The following is an 18,383-nucleotide window of genomic DNA, read 5'->3' as shown; positions in this document are numbered from 1 at the left end:
ACCGTCGCTAGAGTGAAGCAGTGCGCAATTACACGACTGAAGCCGAGCCCACCGCCTTGGTGGCTCCGTGGCTCGAACCGCTCCTGCCGGAACTGATCGAATTCCGCCGGGACCTCCACGCGCACCCGGAACTGTCCTTCAAGGAGTTCCGCACCACCGACAAGCTTGCCGAGCGGCTGGAAGCCGCCGGCCTGAACCCGCGCCGCCTGGAAGGCACCGGGCTGACGGTTGACGTGGGCGAAGGCCCCATCGCCACCGCGCTGCGCGGCGACATCGATGCCCTGCCCATCATCGAGGAAACGGGCCTGCCGTTCGCGTCGAAGAACCACGGCGTCACGCACGCCTGCGGCCATGATGTGCACACCACCACCATGCTGGGAATTGCCCTGGTCCTGAACCGTATGCACCAGGAATCACCCCTCGGTGCCACCGTCCGGATCATCTTCCAGCCCGCGGAAGAGACCATGCCCGGCGGCGCGCACGCGTGCATCGAGCAGGGCGTCCTGGAGGGCGTTCCGCGGATTCTTGCACTGCACTGCGACCCCCGGATCGAGGTGGGCAAGGTGGGAACCCGGATCGGTGCCATCACGTCCGCCTCCGACACCATTCGGATCGAACTCTCCGGCCGGGGCGGCCACACCTCGCGGCCCCACCTCACGGAGGACCTGGTGTTCGCCCTGGCACAGATTGCGGTGAATGTCCCGGCCGTGCTGTCCCGCCGCGTGGACGTCCGCAGTGGCGTGTCCGTGGTGTGGGGGCAGATCACCGCAGGCTCCGCGCCCAACGCCATCCCCGGCTCCGGCTACATGGCAGGCACCATGCGCTGCCTGGACCGGGAAGCCTGGCACGCCGCCGGCGAGCTCCTTGACGAGGTGGTCCACCAGGTGGCCGCGCCTTACGGGGTGGACGTGCACCTGGAACACACCAGGGGAGTGCCGCCGGTGGTGAACTCCGAACACGAGACAGCCCTGATCGAGGCTGCTGCCCGCGCTGAAATCGGCGAAAGCGCAGTGGTGCTCACCCCGCAGTCCATGGGCGGCGAGGACTTCGCCTGGTTCCTCGCCGAACTTCCCGGGGCAATGATGCGCCTGGGCACCAAGACCCCCGGCGGCGAGGACTACGACCTGCACCGCGGCGACTACATCCTGGACGAGCGCTCCCTGGGCCTGGGCATTCGGGTGCTCACTGCCGCCGCCCTGCGGACCATCCGGGACCTCGAGCAGCCCTCCATCCCGTAGCCCCACCACCTCTGGGGCTGGCCCTTCACCAGAAGGCGCGGCCCGCCGTCGGGACAGCACGACGGCGGTTCAAGCCCGGGTGCCTCACTCGCAGATAAGTTGTACACAACTTAGTTGTGCGCTACCGTTGAGGTATGACCGAAGCGCCCCGCCTGGACCGGCAAGTTTGTTTTGCGTTGTACTCAGCCTCCCGGGCCGCCACCGCGGTCTACCGGCCGGTCCTCGACGAACTGGGACTTACCTACCCGCAGTACCTGGTGATGCTGGTGCTGTGGGAAAGCGAACCGCGGGGCGTGAAGGAACTCGGCGGGGAACTTGGACTGGACTCAGGCACCCTGTCCCCGCTCCTGAAGCGCCTGGAAGCACTCGGGCTCGTGGAGCGCCGGCGGTCCGGGGAGGATGAGCGCCGTGTCGCCATCCACTTGACTCCTGCGGGGCGAAGCCTGAGCGGGCCGGCCAGTGCCATCCCGCAACGGCTGGCAGACGCCGCCGGGCTTTCCCTGGACGAACTCGAACAACTGCGGGCCACCCTGGGCAAGCTCACGGCCGCACTGCATCAATCGCTCTGAGTGCTGAACCCTGCACCATCCCACCAACAGGACGGACATCTTTCGTGAAGACTCTCTACACCGCCGAGGCGCTTGCCTCCGGCGAAGGGCGCGACGGTACCGCGCGCAGCAACGACGGCAGGCTGGCAGTGGACCTGGCCAGCCCCGTCGAACTGGGCGGCAACGGCCAGGGCACCAACCCGGAACAGCTCTTCGCCGCCGGATACGCCGCCTGCTTCCACTCAGCCCTTCGCCTGGTGGGCCGCAAGGCAGGCGCGGACCTGACCGACTCGGCAGTGGCAGCAAAGATCCACCTGGGGCAACTGGACGGCGGCGCAGGCTTCGGACTGGCCGCCGAGCTTGAAATTGCCCTCCCTGCTTTGGACCTCGCCACCGCAGAGGACCTGGTGGCCAAGGCCCACCAGGTCTGCCCCTATTCGAACGCCACCCGCGGCAACATCAACGTCGACCTCAAGATCCTGGAGTACGCAGCATGAGCACAGCCCTGGCAACCACCACCCGTGAAATCAGGCTCGCCTCCCGTCCCGTGGGGCGCCCGGCCAGCGACAACTTCGAACTGGCGGAATCACCGCTGCCCGCGCTTGAAGACGGCCAGATCCTGGTGCGCAACCTCTTCATGTCGGTGGACCCCTACATGCGCGGCCGGATGAACGACGTCAAGTCCTACTCCGCCCCTTTCGCCGTGGGCAAAGCGCTCGACGGCGGCGCCGTGGGTGAGGTGGTCGCGTCCCGTTCGTCGGCACACAAGGAGGGCGACGTCGTCGTCCATTCCCTTGGCTGGCGCGAATACGCCGTGGTGGACGGCAGCGCTGCCACCCCGGCACGCACGGACTTGGCGCCGGCGTCGGCCTTCCTCGGCGCCCTGGGCATGACCGGGCTCACTGCATACACCGGCCTGCTCAAAGTTGCGGAGTTCAAGCCCGGGGACGCCGTCTTCGTCTCGGGTGCCGCCGGCGCGGTGGGCTCCCTGGTGGGCCAGATCGCCAAGGCCATGGGCGCCTCGCGGGTCATCGGCTCCGCAGGCTCACCTGCCAAGGTGGCGCGCCTCCTGGAACTCGGCTTCGACGCCGCGTTCGACTACCACGACGGTCCTGTCGTGGAGCAGTTGGAGAAGGCAGCGGGCCCGGCCGGAATCGATGTCTACTTCGACAACGTTGGCGGTGAGCACCTGGAGGCTGCCCTGGCGGTCCTCAACGTGGGCGGCCGCGTTGCCATGTGCGGCGCCATCGCACAGTACAACTCCACCGAGCCCACACCGGCACCGCACAACCTGATGCAGGCGATCGGCAAGCAGCTCACCCTGCGCGGCTTCCTGGTGGGCGGCCAGCGGCAGCACGCGGCAGAGTTCGCGGAGAAGATGGCCGGCTGGCTGGCCGACGGGACCGTGCGCTACGACGAGACAATCGTTGACGGGCTCGAGAACGCGCCGCAGGCCTTCATGGACCTCCTGGATGGCGCAAACACCGGGAAGATGCTCGTCCGGCTGTAGCCGCCGTACCCACCCGCAAGCAGTAGGGGCACCGCGCTTTTGCGGTGCCCCTACTGCTTGGTAACAACTTGTAAACAATCCTCCGGATGGGCTCCCGGCGTGCTATGGGGACGTGGCGCAGGCCACTAAAGTAAGTGCCATCAGTGCGCTCCGGCGCAGTGCTGCGTGCCTTCAGTGAAAACAGAATTTCAGCGCCGAAATGGACACTCATTGAATTCCAGCCCGTAGCGCCACTCGCATCATCCCTGGAGGAAAATTGAAGAAATCACTCCGTGCCGGCTTCAAGCGCGGTTCAATGGCCGGCGTGGCCACCCTCGGTGCGTCCGCCCTGCTGCTCACCGGCTGCGGCGCCGCCCCGTCCTCGCCCGGGGCCTCGGGTTCAGCCGGGGCGTCGGATTACACCGCATGCATGGTGTCCGACTCCGGGGGATTCGACGACAAGTCGTTCAACCAGTCCGGCTATGAGGGCCTGCAGAGCGCCGTAAAGGACCTCGGCATCCAGGAGAAGCACGTCCAGTCCAAGGCTGACACGGACTACGACCCCAACCTCCGCTCAATGGTCCAGCAAGGCTGCAAGCTCACGGTCACCGTCGGCTTCCTGCTCGGCGATGCCACAAAGTCCATCGCCACGGCCAACCCGAACAGCCACTTCGCCATCATCGACTACAACGACCCCACGTTCCCGAAGAACGTCAAGCCGATTGTGTACGACACGGCGCAGGCTGCGTTCCTGGCCGGCTATCTGGCCGCAGGCACTTCCAAGACCGGCAAGGTTGCCACGTTCGGCGGCATCAACATTCCTACGGTCACAATCTTCATGGACGGCTTTGCCGATGGCGTCAAGTACTACAACCAGAAGAAGGGCAAGAACGTCCAGCTCATTGGCTGGGACAAGGACAAGCAGGACGGCACCTTCGTAGGCGACTTCAAGCAGGTCGATAAGGGCAAGGTCCTGACCCAGGGCTTCCTTGACCAGGGTGCTGACATTGTCCTGCCCGTGGCTGGCCCCGTCGGTGGTGGCGCGGGCAGCGCAATTGTTGACGCCAAGTCCAAGGGCAAGGACGCCAAGCTCATCTGGGTTGACTCGGACGGCTACCTGACGGCCCCGGATTACAAGTCCGTGATCCTCACCTCCGTGCAGAAGACCATGTCTGCAGCTGTGGAGTCGGTCATCAAGGACGACAAGGACGGCAAGTTCGACGCTGCACCCTATATCGGCACCCTCGCAAACGGCGGCGTGGCACTGGCCCCGTTCCACGATCTCGATTCCGCTGTGCCGGCAGACCTGAAGACCGACCTGGACAAGCTCAAGCAGGACATCATCTCCGGCGCCGTCAAGGTCGAATCGAAGTCCAGCCCGGCCAAGTAAGCATTGAACCGCGGGGCGCGCTGCCCTTCCGCCGTCACCCCGGCCGAAGGGCAGCGCGCCTTGTTTTGCTGGCAACTCCAGTCGGCAGCGGACTTGTGCGCAGCCTGTATTGCCAGCTGTCTGCCCTGCCCAGGAACCATCCGCAACACTAGGCTGGGAATACCCGCTGCCTTGCCGCCGACAATACGGCGAAGCAGATCCATAACACACAGATTGGTTGGGGTTTGAAACTCGAACTGAAGGGGATTACGAAGCGATTCGGGTCCCTGGTAGCCAATGATCACATCGATTTGGTGGTCGAACCGGGACAGGTGCACTGCCTCCTGGGAGAAAACGGCGCGGGGAAATCCACCCTGATGAACGTGCTCTACGGCCTCTACGACCCCACCGAGGGCGAGATCCTGGTCGACGGCAAGCCTGTCGTTTTCAAGGACCCCGGTGAGGCGATGGCCGCCGGCATCGGCATGGTGCACCAGCACTTCATGCTGATCCCGGTCTTCTCCGTGGCCGAGAACGTAGCGCTGGGCAATGAGACCACCAAAGCTGCCGGCCTGCTCAACCTGGAAGCCACGCGCGAGAAGATCCGCCGGATCTCGGACCAGTACGGGTTCGACGTCGATCCCGACGCTATGGTGGAGGACCTGCCCGTCGGCGTCCAGCAGCGTGTCGAGATCATCAAGGCCCTGGTACGTGATGCCGAAGTGCTCATTCTTGATGAACCCACCGCGGTTTTGACGCCGCAGGAGACCGATGAACTCCTCGATATCATCCGACAGCTGAAACGGGACGGTAAATCAATCGTCTTCATCTCGCACAAGCTGCGCGAAGTCAAAGCCATCTCGGACACCATCACGGTCATCCGCCGCGGCAAGGTGGTGGGCCAGGCCGACCCCACCGCCTCTCCCACCGAGTTGGCCTCCGCCATGGTGGGCCGGACTGTCAGCCTGACCCTGGCCAAGGCACCGGCCAAAACCGGCGAGGTGACTTTCAAGGTCCGCAACCTGACCGTGACGGACCACAACGGCCAGCATGTCGTGGATAACTTGTCGTTCGACATCGCCAAAGGTGAAGTGCTCGCTGTGGCGGGTGTCCAGGGCAACGGCCAGACGGAATTGACCGAGGCGATTCTGGGCGTGCAGCCGCACGTGACCGGATCCATCACCCTCGACGGCGAGGAATTGCTGGGCAGGAGCGTGAAGCAGGTACTCGGTGCGGGCGTGGGCTTCGTCCCCGAGGACCGCACCCTGGACGGGCTCGTCGGCACGTTCACCATCTCCGAAAACATGATCCTGGACCTCTACGACAAGGCGCCCTTCGCACGTGGCGTCGGCATGAAACCCGGCGTGATTGCGGAGAACGCTGCCAAGAAGGTCGAGGAATTCGACGTCCGCACCCCGTCGGTGTCGGCCGCAGTGGGCACCCTGTCCGGCGGCAACCAGCAGAAGGTCGTCCTGGCCCGCGAGCTCTCGCGTCCGCTGCGCCTTTTTATCGCCTCGCAGCCCACCCGGGGGCTCGACGTCGGATCGATCGAGTTCGTGCACAAGCGTGTCATCGCTGAACGGGACCACGGGACGCCGGTCATGATCGTCTCCACCGAACTGGACGAAGTGATGCAATTGGCCGACCGCATCGCCGTGCTTTACCGCGGGCGCCTGGTGGGGATCGTTCCGGCCACAACGTCCCGGGATGTGCTGGGCCTGATGATGGCAGGCGTCCCGGCGGCAGAAGCCGAAGCCAGCGCCGCCGCCCACGCCCACAGTGGCACGACGACGGCACCGGATCCGGCCCGCCATGAAGGAGAGTCCCATGTCTGAAAAGATAACGCCGGAGCCGCAGGCGCCCGGCCAGGACAACGCGGAACAGCCCGCGGACATTCAGGTGCCCGGCGGCACCCCGTCCGAAGCCGTGGCCTCGGACGTGGTGCTTGACACCGCCGGCGGCCAGATGCCGCCGTCCGCTGTTCCGGCTGCGACGCAGCGGCCTAACCGGGATCAGGACCGTGAGGGCGGCGGGCCCGTGCTTCACCAGATCTTCACCGGCAACGCGATGGTGTCCGTGCTTTCCGTACTGCTGGCCATCGTGCTCGGCGGACTTCTGATGGCCGTGACCAACCCCAAGGTCGCCGCGGCGGCCGGCTACTTCTTCGCACGGCCCGGGGACCTCCTGACCGAAGTCGTTCGTCCGTACACCGCGCTGGTGCAGGGCTCAATCTTCAACTGGGCCGGCGCCGACCTGGCCGCGCAACTTTACCCGATCACCGAAACCCTTACCGTTGCCACCCCGTTGATCTGCGCCGGGCTCGGCGTAGCCCTGGCATTCCGTGCCGGCCTGTTCAACATCGGTGCACAGGGGCAGATCATTTTCGGTGCGCTCCTTGCCGCATACGCCGGCTTCGCCTGGCACCTTCCTGTCGGCCTGCACCTGCTGGTCGTCATCCTGGCCGGCCTCGTCGGCGGCGCAGTCTGGGGCGGCGTCGTCGGTTTGCTGAAGGCGCGCACCGGAGCGCATGAGGTGATCGTGACGATCATGCTCAACTACATTGCCAGCTTCCTCCTTTTGTTCCTCCTCACCACCCCTGCCTTCCAGCGCAAGGGTTCCACCAATCCAATCTCCCCGTTCCTTGACTCCACGGCGTTGTTTCCCGAACTGCTGGGCCCGCAATTTCGCCTGCACGCCGGTTTCCTGGCCGCGATCCTTGCCACCGTCTTCGTTTGGTGGCTGCTTAACCGTTCCACGATCGGTTTTGAATTCCGGGCCGTCGGGGCGAACCCGAATGCTGCCCGTACCGCGGGCATCAATGTCGCGCGCAGCACCATCCTGGTGATGGCCATTGCAGGGGCGCTGGCAGGCCTTGCCGGTGTGGCCCAGGTATCCGGCACGGAAAAGTACCTCTCCGGCGGCGTCGCCGCTTCCATCGGTTTTGATGCCATCACCGTGGCACTGCTGGGACGTTCGACGCCGTGGGGAACCTTCTTCGCGGGGCTGCTCTTTGGTGCCTTCCGCGCCGGCGGCGTGGCCATGCAGGCCCAGACACAGACGCCGATCGATATCGTGCTCGTCATCCAGTCCCTGATCGTGCTGTTCATTGCAGCACCGCCGCTGGTCCGTGCGATATTCGGACTCAACCCCCGTAAGAAGAAAACCACCACGAGTGGGACCGCAGGTTCGCGTACCGGCGGCGTCAAGAGCGGAGCGGCAGCATGAGCGCCACCACACAATCTCCCGCCGGCAAGCAGTCGGGCGCTGGAAAGGGAACCGGTCCCGCCTCCGGCCGTGGACGGACGGGCGCACAGGTAAGCGCAACGGAACTGGTCAGCTGGAAGGCAGGCATTGGTCTGGGCCTGCTGGCCATCCTGGGCACTGTACTCTTCGGCTTCCTGGCCAACGCCAAATCGGCCGGATTCCAGATCGCCGAGGCACGCGACCCCAACGCCTCCTCCGCAGCGGCCTGGATCACCCTGGCCGTGGCGCTGGCTGCCGCCGCCTACGTCGGTTACCGCTGGATCAGCCAGCGGCGCGCCGGCGCGGCAGTGGAACGCTGGATTCCTGCCACCACCATCGCCGCCGTCGTCGTCCTGGGCTTGGCCATCCTGGGCGTCGCCCGGGTGGAAAAGATCACCGTGCCTTCGATGGCGTTCGGCTGGATCTGCTCCATCGTGCTGCTCGCCCTGGCTGCTTACTCCTGCTTCCTGACGCTGCAGCGCAGGCGGACACCGGCATGGGTGGGGGCCATCTTCGCTTTGGTCTTCCTTGCCGGGTTCATGATCTGGATCGTCGCTGGTGGCCGGGACCCCGAGCCGTCCATTTCCCTCGGCGGCCTCCTCGCCGGTGCAGTGACCCTGGCCGTGCCGTTGGTGTTCGGTTCCCTGTCCGGCGTGCTGTGCGAACGGGCCGGCGTCGTCAACATCGCCATCGAGGGCCAGCTCCTGCTCGGCGCCTTCTCCGCCGCCGTCGTGGCCACCGTTACCGGCAACGTCTATGCGGGGCTGGTCTCAGCGGCCGTTGCCGGCGCTCTGGTGTCCTTGGTCCTGGCTGTGGTGAGCATCAAGTACCTGGTCAACCAGATCATCGTCGGCGTGGTGCTGAATGTCCTGATCAGCGGGCTGACCAGCTTCCTGTTCTCCACCCTGCTCACGGCCGATCCCGAGCACCTCAACAAGCCGGGCCGGCTCCAAACGATCGACATCCCATTCCTTTCCGACATCCCGGTCATCGGGCCTATCCTGTTCCGCCAGTCCCTGGTGGGCTACCTCATGTACGTAGCGGTGATCGTGGTCTACGTCGGGCTGTTCCACACCAAGTGGGGACTGCGGGTACGCGCCGTCGGCGAACACCCCCAAGCGGCAGACACCGTGGGCATCAACGTCAACCGGACCCGCTTCATCAACGTCCTCATGGGCGGTGCGATCGCCGGAATCGGCGGCTCCTTCTTCACCTTGGTGTCGGTGGACGCCTTCAGCAAGGACATGTCCGGCGGGCGCGGCTACATCGCCCTGGCCGCCATGATCTTCGGGCGCTGGAATCCCATTGGCGCGTTCCTCGCCGCGTTGCTTTTTGGCTTCGCCGACAACCTGCAAAGCATCATCACCATCATCGGTTCACCCGTGCCCAGCCAGTTCATGGCCATGCTGCCCTACGCCCTGACTGTCATCGCGGTGGCCGGCCTGGTTGGGCGTTCCAGGCCACCCGCGGCCGACGGCATCCCGTACGTCAAGGGATGACCGTCCATGGATAACGAACAACTGGATGACGCATCAGGCGTGGACTGGGCCGCGCTCGAGGCAGCCGCCGTCGCGGCAATGAAGAACGCCTACGCCCCGTACTCAAGGTTTCCGGTAGGCGCTGCCGCGCTCACCGGGGACGGCCGGATCGTCAGCGGCTGCAACGTGGAGAACGCCAGCTACGGGCTGACCCTCTGCGCTGAGTGCGCCCTGGTGGGAAACCTGCAGATGACCGGCGGCGGCCTGCTGCGGGCGTTCTACTGCGTTGACGGGGAGGAAAACGTCCTTATGCCCTGTGGCCGGTGCCGCCAGCTGCTGTACGAATTCCGTGCCCCGGACATGCAGCTCATGACCACTCAAGGCATCAAGACCATGGACCAGGTGCTGCCCGACGCCTTCGGTCCCGAACACCTGGAGGAGACCCGGTGACTGAGAACCGAACACCGAACAGCCGCGCCGAAGCGTTCGACGCCGTCGACATCATCCGCACCAAGCGGGACAAGGGGAAGCTGAGCCCCGAACAGATCGACTGGACCATCGACGCGTACACCCGCGGGGCCATCGCCGACGAGCAGATGGCGGCCCTCAACATGGCCATCCTGCTCAACGGCATGGATCGGGCTGAGATTGCCCGCTGGACGGCGGCCATGATCGCTTCCGGTGATCGGATGGATTTCTCCAGCCTCCGGCGTCCCGACGGCGGCCTGAAGTACACCACGGACAAGCACTCCACAGGCGGGGTGGGGGACAAGATCACCCTGCCGCTGGCCCCGCTGGTGGCGGTGTTCGGCGTCGCCGTGCCCCAGCTGTCCGGGCGGGGCCTGGGGCATACCGGAGGCACCTTGGACAAGTTGGAATCGATCCCCGGCTGGCGGGCCAACCTCAGCAACGATGAGATCCTTGCCCAGCTCCAGGACGTGGGCGCGGTGATCTGCGCCGCCGGTGCGGGCCTGGCCCCCGCGGACAAGAAGCTGTATGCGCTGCGGGATGTCACCGGCACGGTGGAGGCCATCCCGCTGATCGCATCATCCATCATGAGCAAGAAGATCGCGGAGGGCACCGGCGCGCTGGTCCTGGATGTCAAGGTGGGCAGCGGTGCGTTCATGAAGGACGAAGCCAAAGCCCGCGAGCTCGCCGAAACCATGGTGGCTCTCGGCAAGGACGCAGGAGTCAACACCGTTGCGCTGCTGACCAACATGGACACCCCGCTGGGCCTCACTGCCGGCAACGCCATCGAGGTGGAGGAATCGCTGGAGGTCCTGGCCGGCGGCGGTCCTGAGGACGTGGTGGAGCTGACCGTGCGGCTCGCCGAAGAAATGCTCGCCGCAGCGGGAGTGCACGACGCCGATCCCGCAGCCGCCCTGAAGGACGGCAGGGCCATGGACATCTGGAACCGGATGATCGAGGCCCAAGGGGGCGACCCCCGGGCAGCCCTTCCCGTGGCCAAGGAGTCCGACGTTGTGTACGCCCCCGCTGACGGGGTGCTGGTGGACCTGGACGCGCTCGCCGTCGGCGTAGCCGCATGGCGCCTGGGTGCCGGCCGTGCACGGAAGGAGGACCCCGTCCAGGCCGGGGCGGGGGTGCGTATGCACGCCAAGCCGGGTGCCACAGTCCGCGCAGGGGAGCCCCTGATGACGCTGCTCACCGATACTCCGGAGCGGTTCGCCCGTGCCCGCGAGGCCCTGGAACACGCCGTGGTTATTGCTCCGGAAGGTTCGCGGCCTGCCCAGCAGCTCATTATCGACCGCATAGCGTAGGGACCAATGCAGGCCATCAATGACTTCATCCTCGCCGCCGCCGGACAGCCATGGGTGCTGGTCCTCGTGCTGGCCTGCTGCATCATTGACGGCTTCTTTCCGCCGGTCCCCAGCGAGTCCGTGGTGGTGGGCCTCGCGGCGGTAGCGGCCACCGCCGAGGTTCCCAATCCGCTGCTCCTGGCCCTGGTGGCTGCAGCCGGGGCCTTCTCCGGGGACAACATCGCCTACCTCCTGGGACGCCGTGTGGGCACCACTCGATGGGCGTGGATGCGCGGGCCCCGCATGCAGGCCGCTTTCCGCTGGGCAGGCCGTGAGCTGCGGAAACGGCCGGCGTCACTGATCCTGGTGGCGCGCTTTGTTCCGATCGGCAGGGTTGCCGTCAACCTGACCGCCGGGGTCACCCACTATCCCCATTTGCGGTTCGTGGGGCTGACCGTCCTTTCCGCCAGCCTCTGGGCCACCTACTCGGTGGCGATCGGGCTTTTCTTCGGCCAGTGGTTTGAGGACAACCACCTCCTGGGTGCCGCAATTGCCATCGTCTGCGCCGTGGCACTCGGCATCGTGGTGGACCTGGTGATCAACAAATTCCGCGGCAAACCCAACGTGGTGGAACGGATCCGGGAACCCGGTGCCTGACCGGGGCGTTTAAGGGTGTAATTCCGGGCATTGGGGCGTAGCGGACAGGCCCCGGCGCATGGGACACTTAGGAACGATTTCCGCTTTGGCTGCGGCACATTGGCTGTGTCATTTTTCATACAGGAGCAACACCGCGTGGAGTTTATTAATGAGGCCGTGCTCCATGCAGCGGGCCAGTGGTGGATCTACCCCGTCCTGCTGGTGTTCTTCTTTGTGGACGGCTTCGCCATGGTGGTCCCCAGCGAGACCCTCATCGTGGCCCTTGCGGCGTTCTCGCGGCACAGCGGCGAACCCAACCTCTGGATCCTGGGTGTCACGGCGCTGGTCGGCGCCATCGCCGGCGACAACATGGCCTACATGCTGGGCCGCAAGATCGGCTTGGACCGGTGGGGGTGGATGCGCAAGCCCAAAGTCCGGAAAGTTTTTGCGTGGGCCCGCTACGAGCTCGAAAAGCGTGGGGCTGTGCTGATCTTTACCGCACGCTACATCCCGTGGGGCCGGGTGGCCGTCAACTACGTCGCCGGCAGCACAGGATTCTCGCACCGCAGGTTCTTTGTGTTCGACGCCTTCGCCTGCCTTACCTGGGTGGGCTACTCCCTTGGCATCGGCCTGCTGGCCAGCTCCTTCCCCTGGCTGCACCACAACCCGCTGCTCAGCGCGGGCATTGCGGTGGTGTTCGCCATCGTCCTGGGGGTCGTCATCGACCACCTGCTGCGCTGGTGGCACAAACGGCTGGGACGTGACGATACGCCGGACGCGGACGGCTGGACCGAAGGATCCTCCGGCTCCGGCCACGAGGGCCGGCCCGGCACGCAGGCCTTCGTGGTGCCGTCAGCAGAGGCAGGCCCCGCCGCCAAGTAGCAGCCGGCCTTGGACGGCTGCCATCGAGCCGCTGGCTTTGGACTCCGCCCCACCCTAAGGTGGGAACGTGACTGAGCCCATTGTTGACGCCGCCCCTGCCATCGATTTCGACCTGAAGAGCCTGCCCAAGGTCTCCCTGCACGACCACCTGGACGGAGGACTCCGCCCGGCCACCATCATCGAGCTGGCGGAAGCCGTTGGCCACACGCTGCCTTCAACGGATCCGGTGGCCCTGGGGCAGTGGTTCCGGGAATCTGCAGACTCCGGCTCACTGGTCCGTTATCTGGAGACGTTCGACCACACGGTAGCCGTCATGCAGACCTACGACGGCCTGTTCCGGGTGGCGAAGGAGTTCGTGGAGGACCTCGCAGACGACGGCGTGGTGTACGGCGAAGTCCGGTGGGCACCCGAGCAGCACCTCCAGAAGGGACTCAGCTTGGATGAAGTCGTCGAAGCTGTGCAGGAAGGCCTGGAGGCCGGCGTCGAGGCCGTCTCCGAGACCGGACGCGAGATCCAGGTGGGTCAGCTGATCACCGCCATGCGCCACGCCGACCGCGGCCAGGAGATCGCCGAACTGGCCATCCGCCACCGCAACAAGGGTGCCGTGGGCTTTGACATCGCCGGCGCCGAGGACGGCTTTCTGCCCAGCCGCTTCAAGGACGCCTTCACCTACCTTGCCCAGCACAATTTCCCCGCCACAGTGCACGCCGGTGAAGCAGCCGGGCTGGAGAGCATCCAGTCCGCGCTGGTGGACGGCCGCGCCCTCCGCCTGGGGCATGGGGTGCGCATCGCCGAGGACATCATGGTGGAGTTCGACGACGACGAGGAAGCCGGCGACACCGTCGGCCTGGTCACCCTTGGTGACCTCTCCAGCTGGGTCCGTGACCGCGGCATCGCCCTCGAAATCTGCCCGTCCTCCAACCTCCAGACCGGCGCGATTGCCGAATTCGGCGAAGGCATCGAAAGCCACCCCCTGGACATGCTCTACCAGCTGGGTTTCAACGTCACCATCAACACGGACAACCGCCTCATGAGCGGCGTCACCCTGACCGACGAGTTCAACCTGCTGGTGGAAACCTTCGACTACGACCTCGACGACCTGCTGGAGCTGACGCTGAATGCAGCGGAGGCGTCCTTCCTGCCCCTGGAGGAAAAGGAAGCGCTGGTGGAATACATCAACGACGCCTACGCCAACCTTGGCTGACCAAACACCCATTGAACGCCTGGTCACAGTGCTGGCGCAGCTGCGCCAGCACTGTCCCTGGATGGGGGCACTGACCCACGCATCGCTGGTGGAGTACCTCCTCGAGGAGGCCTATGAGGTGGCCGAAACCATCGAGGAGGGCCACCCGGACGCCGAGCTCCAGGGCGAGCTGGGTGACGTCCTGCTCCAGGTTGTGCTCCACGCCCGCCTGGCGGAGGAGCGCGGCGCGTTCACGTTCGACGACGTGGCGCGCGGCCTGGGTGCCAAGATGGTCCGCCGCAACCCGCACGTCTTCAGGCCGGACGGGTCCCTGCAGGACAGCTTCCCCGCCACGGTAGCGGAGATCGAGCAGAAGTGGGATGCAGTCAAGCGGGCCGAACGCCCGGAGCGCCGCGGAGCGTTCGAAGGAATTCCGGAGGCTTACCCTGCGCTGGCCAAAGCGCAAAAGTCGCTGGACCGCGCGGCCCGTGCCGGCCTTGAGCTGCCGGCGGGGGCCCCGGTCCCTGAAAGCGAGGACGAGCTCGGAACCCTGCTGCTCGCCGTCGTGCGCTCCGCCCGGGACAACGGGATGGACGCCGAGCGTGCCCTGCGCGCCGCCGTCCGCCGCTACCAGGGCGATGAAGGCCGGCAAGGCGGCGGCAGCGGGCCCGCGCCATCATGACGTCCGGCCCGTGACCGGTTTGAGTAACCCGGAGCACTCTCGACTACGCTAGTCGGTGACGAGTACGTCGAGTTTTCTGCCTGATTCCCCCCGTTAATTGCCCATAAGGAGCAAATTCATGGCGCTTATCGATGCCATCCACGCCCGCGAGATCCTCGATTCCCGCGGCAACCCCACCGTAGAAGTTGAAGTCCTGCTGTCCGACGGCCAGATTGGCCGCGCGGCAGTTCCATCCGGTGCCTCCACCGGTGAGCACGAGGCCGTCGAACTGCGCGACGGCGACAAGGGCCGCTACCTGGGCAAGGGCGTGCAGAAGGCCGTCGACGCTGTGATCGACCAGATTGCCCCCGCCCTGACCGGCTTCGACGCCACGGACCAGCGCAGCATCGACCAGGCCATGCTGGACCTGGACGGCACCCCCAACAAGGGCAAGCTGGGCGCGAACGCCATCCTGGGCGTGTCCCTGGCAGTCGCCAACGCAGCCGCAGCCTCCGCTGACCTGCCGCTCTACAAGTACCTGGGCGGCCCCAACGCGCACGTCCTGCCCGTGCCGCTGATGAACATCCTCAACGGCGGCTCCCACGCCGACTCCGACGTCGACATCCAGGAATTCATGATCGCGCCCATCGGCGCCGAAACCTTCTCCGAAGGCCTGCGCTGGGGTGTGGAGGTTTACCACAACCTCAAGTCCGTCCTCAAGGAAAAGGGCCTGTCCACCGGCCTGGGCGACGAGGGCGGCTTCGCCCCCAACCTGCCGTCCAACCGTGCAGCACTGGACCTCATCCAGGAAGCCATCAAGAACGCCGGCTACACCCCGGGCAAGGACATTGCCCTGGCCCTGGACGTTGCGTCCTCCGAGTTCTACAAGGACGGTGCCTACCAGTTCGAGGGCAAGGCCCTGTCCGCCACCGAGATGAGCGCGTACTACGCCGAGCTCGTGGACGCCTACCCGCTGGTCTCCATCGAGGACCCGCTGGACGAGAACGACTGGGAAGGCTGGAAGACCCTCACCGACACCATCGGCGACAAGGTCCAGCTGGTGGGCGACGACCTCTTCGTCACCAACCCCGCCATCCTGCAGCGCGGCATCGACACCAAGACCGCCAACTCCCTGCTGGTCAAGGTCAACCAGATCGGTTCGCTGACCGAGACCCTGGATGCGGTCAGCCTGGCACAGCGCGCCGGCTACACCACCATCACCTCGCACCGCTCCGGCGAAACCGAGGACACCACCATCGCCGACATCGCGGTGGCCACCAACGCCGGCCAGATCAAGACTGGCGCCCCTGCCCGCTCCGAGCGCGTTGCCAAGTACAACCAGCTGCTCCGCATCGAAGAGGAACTGGACGACGCCGCCCGCTACGCCGGACGCAGCGCGTTCCCGCGTTTCAAGGGCTAGTAACCGGCTAAACCCCTCCGCGGTGGCTATGGTTGAAAGACCATAGCCACCGCTGTTGTTTCCAGCAGCAGTTGTCCCAGAAGTGTTGTCCAGCACAGATAGTGGCGGCCCCGGCAGGCTGCGTTTCAGGAGTGTCATGGCTACCCGCCGCCCCAAAGTTCCCAAGGTCGCCCCCGCCCGTCCAGCCAAGGAAACGGCCGACGACGGGCCCTCCGGCGGTGCCGACGTCATCCGGGCGGATTTCCGCCCGGCCAAGGGAACGGCCGCCAGTGGGACGGCCGCCAGGGACACGGCCAGGCCGAAGGACAACCACGGGCAAGGAGCTTCCGGCCAGTCCGGCGCCGGAAAGGCGGGGGAGGCCGCCAAATCCAAGCCGGCCGCCGCACGCAAGGGCAGCAGTTCCACGGACAGCAAGGACACCCGGGCCGGCGAAGACGGGCAGCACCCCGTGCCCGCCAAGGCGTTTTCCGGACGCATGCTCGCGCTGGCCGTGGTGATGATTGCCATCACCATCATGCTCGCGCCCACGGTGAAGATCTTCTTCGACAAGAAGGCCGAAATCGACGCGCTGCACGCCGATATCGCAGCCCGCCAGGCCGAAGGCGACGCCCTCCGCCAGCAGGTTTCGCGGTGGCAGGACCCCAACTACGTCAAACAGCAGGCCCGCGACCGCATTAACATGGTTATGCCGGGCGAAACCGGCTACTGGGTTTTTGGCAGCGATGAGCCGGCCGGAGAAAGCAGTAGCCCCGCCGGCGCAGCAGCACAAGACCCCGCCGATCTGCCGTGGGTGGATTCCCTGTGGGAGTCCATCCGCCGCGCGGCCACAGACTGAACCGCACAAGGAAGGACGGCCCGCGACAGTGGAACACAACACGGCAGCCGCCCGGGACGAATCCCGCCAACCGACAGCACACGACCTTGAAGTACTGAGCAGGCAGCTGGGACGTCCCGTCCGCGACGTTGTGGAGATCCCGGCCCGGTGCGTCTGCGGCAACCCCCTGGTGGCGGCCACCGCACCCCGCCTCAGCAACGGCACTCCGTTCCCCACCACCTTCTACCTGACGCACCCGGTGATCACGTCCGCGGTTTCTAGGCTTGAGGCGGCAGGGGTCATGAACACCATGAACGAGCAGTTGGCCTCCGACGAAGGGCTCGCCGCTGCCTACAGTGCAGCCCATGAGGAGTACCTCGCCGCCCGCGAAGCCATCGGACAGCGTTCGGGCATCGGCCCGGTCCCCGAGATCGACGGCGTCTCCGCCGGCGGGATGCCCACCCGCGTCAAGTGCCTGCACGTCCTGGTGGGACACTCCCTGGCAGCGGGCAGCGGCGTCAACCCCCTGGGTGACCAGGCGATCGGAATGATCAGCGAGTGGTGGACGGCGGACAAGTGCTACTGCGACGGCGCCTGGGACACCACCGGCGAGGCACCATCCCGGGACCTCAGCCGCCATGGACCCCAGGGCCTGCCCGATATCGTGGGCCGGCCAGCTCCCGTGCGGAAGTCCGCCGGCAGCGCAGGGGCTGCGGAATGACCCGCGTGGCCGCCATTGACTGCGGCACCAACTCCATCCGGCTCCTGATCGCGGACATCGACCGCATCAACGGCAGCACCGGCCTGACCGACGTGGTCCGCGAGATGCGCGTGGTCCGGCTGGGCCAGGGCGTGGACGCCACTGGGGAACTGGCACCTGAGGCACTGGAACGCACCCTCGCCGCAACCGCCGACTATGCGCGCCTGATCAAGGAACACGGTGCAGAGCGGATCCGGTTCGTCGCCACGTCCGCCAGCCGGGACGCGCGCAACCGGGACGTCTTCGTGGACGGAGTCCGGGACCTGCTGGGCGTGGAGCCCGAAGTCATCTCCGGGGACGAGGAAGCGGCACTGTCCTTTGCCGGCGCCAGCAGCGTCCTGCCCATCCTGGACGGCCACCAGGTGCTGGTGGTGGACCTTGGCGGGGGAAGTACCGAGTTCGTCCTCGGCACTGCGGACGGCGTGACCGCGGCGAAGTCCGTGGACATTGGCTGCGTCCGCCTCACCGAACGGCACCTGCGCGACGATCCACCCACCCCTGCACAGATCGAGGCCGCGGAAGCCGACGTTGACGCCGCCATCGCCCGCGCCGGACGGGACGTGCCGCTGGAGCGCGCCACCGCCGTCGTCGGTGTTGCCGGCTCCGTCACCACCATCACCGCCCACGCCCTGCGCTTGCCGGAATACTCGCCGGACGCCATCCACGGCGCGGAACTGCCTGTCGCTGAGGTCCGCGCCGCCGCCACTGACCTGCTGACCATGACCCGGGACGAACGCGCGGCCCTGCCGTACATGCACCCCGGACGGGTCGATGTCATCGGTGCCGGGGGACTGGTGTGGCGCCGGATCCTGGAACGGATGGGGGAGCTGACCGGCGGGAGGATTACCGCGGCCACGGCCAGCGAGCATGACATCCTCGACGGCATCGCCCTGAGCATCGGGTAG

At 66.3% G+C, this 18,383-nt stretch carries 18 protein-coding genes; all 18 read left to right on the top strand.

Annotated features, from left to right (window positions below):
• Positions 1-20: 20 nt before the first annotated feature.
• The 18 genes from FBY30_RS00645 (at position 21) to FBY30_RS00560 (ending at position 18,383) form a co-directional block, all read left to right on the top strand.
• Entirely contained in the window at positions 21-1,238 is a 1,218-nt protein-coding gene (locus FBY30_RS00645) for an amidohydrolase (protein WP_142130708.1), read from the top strand.
• Between the two features lie 134 nt (positions 1,239-1,372).
• Positions 1,373-1,807 (top strand): MarR family winged helix-turn-helix transcriptional regulator, encoded by a 435-nt coding sequence (locus FBY30_RS00640; RefSeq protein ID WP_142130707.1) that lies wholly within the window; start codon positions 1,373-1,375, stop codon positions 1,805-1,807.
• Between the two features lie 44 nt (positions 1,808-1,851).
• Positions 1,852-2,283, top strand: a complete 432-nt coding sequence (locus tag FBY30_RS00635) for an organic hydroperoxide resistance protein (protein WP_142130706.1) — start codon at positions 1,852-1,854, stop codon at positions 2,281-2,283.
• Positions 2,280-3,296, top strand: a complete 1,017-nt coding sequence (locus tag FBY30_RS00630; RefSeq protein ID WP_142130705.1) for an NADP-dependent oxidoreductase — start codon at positions 2,280-2,282, stop codon at positions 3,294-3,296. The genes FBY30_RS00635 and FBY30_RS00630 overlap by 4 nt, the downstream gene beginning before the upstream one ends.
• Before the next feature lie 256 nt (positions 3,297-3,552).
• Entirely contained in the window at positions 3,553-4,665 is a 1,113-nt protein-coding gene (locus FBY30_RS00625; RefSeq protein ID WP_142130704.1) for a BMP family lipoprotein, read from the top strand.
• 224 nt (positions 4,666-4,889) lie between these two features.
• Positions 4,890-6,479, top strand: coding sequence for an ABC transporter ATP-binding protein (locus FBY30_RS00620; RefSeq protein ID WP_142130703.1), 1,590 nt, complete (start codon positions 4,890-4,892; stop codon positions 6,477-6,479).
• On the top strand, positions 6,472-7,869 hold the full coding sequence (locus FBY30_RS00615; protein WP_142130702.1) for an ABC transporter permease: 1,398 nt from the start codon (positions 6,472-6,474) through the stop codon (positions 7,867-7,869). Before FBY30_RS00620 ends, FBY30_RS00615 begins: the two co-directional genes overlap by 8 nt.
• A complete protein-coding gene (locus tag FBY30_RS00610; protein WP_142130701.1) occupies positions 7,866-9,386 on the top strand; it encodes an ABC transporter permease in 1,521 nt (506 codons plus the stop codon). Before FBY30_RS00615 ends, FBY30_RS00610 begins: the two co-directional genes overlap by 4 nt.
• 6 nt (positions 9,387-9,392) lie before the next feature.
• On the top strand, positions 9,393-9,815 hold the full coding sequence (locus FBY30_RS00605) for a cytidine deaminase (protein ID WP_142130700.1): 423 nt from the start codon (positions 9,393-9,395) through the stop codon (positions 9,813-9,815).
• Positions 9,812-11,143, top strand: coding sequence for a thymidine phosphorylase (locus FBY30_RS00600; RefSeq protein WP_142130699.1), 1,332 nt, complete (start codon positions 9,812-9,814; stop codon positions 11,141-11,143). The genes FBY30_RS00605 and FBY30_RS00600 overlap by 4 nt, the downstream gene beginning before the upstream one ends.
• Positions 11,144-11,149: 6 nt before the next feature.
• Positions 11,150-11,779, top strand: coding sequence for a DedA family protein (locus tag FBY30_RS00595; protein ID WP_142130698.1), 630 nt, complete (start codon positions 11,150-11,152; stop codon positions 11,777-11,779).
• Between the two features lie 135 nt (positions 11,780-11,914).
• Positions 11,915-12,640 carry a DedA family protein gene (locus tag FBY30_RS00590; RefSeq protein ID WP_142130697.1) on the top strand — a complete coding sequence of 242 codons (726 nt, stop codon included), beginning with the start codon at positions 11,915-11,917 and terminating at the stop codon, positions 12,638-12,640.
• A 67-nt stretch (positions 12,641-12,707) separates the two neighbouring features.
• Positions 12,708-13,844, top strand: a complete 1,137-nt coding sequence (locus FBY30_RS00585) for an adenosine deaminase (RefSeq protein WP_142130696.1) — start codon at positions 12,708-12,710, stop codon at positions 13,842-13,844.
• A 61-nt stretch (positions 13,845-13,905) separates the two neighbouring features.
• Positions 13,906-14,505 carry a MazG nucleotide pyrophosphohydrolase domain-containing protein gene (locus FBY30_RS00580; protein WP_142134776.1) on the top strand — a complete coding sequence of 200 codons (600 nt, stop codon included), beginning with the start codon at positions 13,906-13,908 and terminating at the stop codon, positions 14,503-14,505.
• A gap of 118 nt (positions 14,506-14,623) precedes the next feature.
• A complete protein-coding gene (gene eno, locus FBY30_RS00575) occupies positions 14,624-15,904 on the top strand; it encodes a phosphopyruvate hydratase (protein ID WP_142130695.1) in 1,281 nt (426 codons plus the stop codon).
• A gap of 136 nt (positions 15,905-16,040) precedes the next feature.
• The gene (locus FBY30_RS00570) at positions 16,041-16,739 is read left to right on the top strand and encodes an FtsB family cell division protein (protein WP_142130694.1); all 699 of its coding nucleotides are present in this window, start codon (positions 16,041-16,043) and stop codon (positions 16,737-16,739) included.
• 28 nt (positions 16,740-16,767) lie between these two features.
• Positions 16,768-17,439: a DUF501 domain-containing protein gene (locus tag FBY30_RS00565; RefSeq protein ID WP_142130693.1), complete on the top strand. Its 672-nt coding sequence runs from the start codon at positions 16,768-16,770 to the stop codon at positions 17,437-17,439.
• Complete coding sequence (locus FBY30_RS00560; protein ID WP_142130692.1) at positions 17,436-18,383, top strand: Ppx/GppA phosphatase family protein; 948 nt, start codon at positions 17,436-17,438, stop codon at positions 18,381-18,383. Before FBY30_RS00565 ends, FBY30_RS00560 begins: the two co-directional genes overlap by 4 nt.

The sequence above is a fragment of the Arthrobacter sp. SLBN-83 genome (assembly GCF_006715285.1).
Classification (GTDB): domain Bacteria; phylum Actinomycetota; class Actinomycetes; order Actinomycetales; family Micrococcaceae; genus Arthrobacter.
Note: the sequence above shows the minus strand (reverse complement) of the source record. Positions and strands in the feature narration are given on the sequence as shown.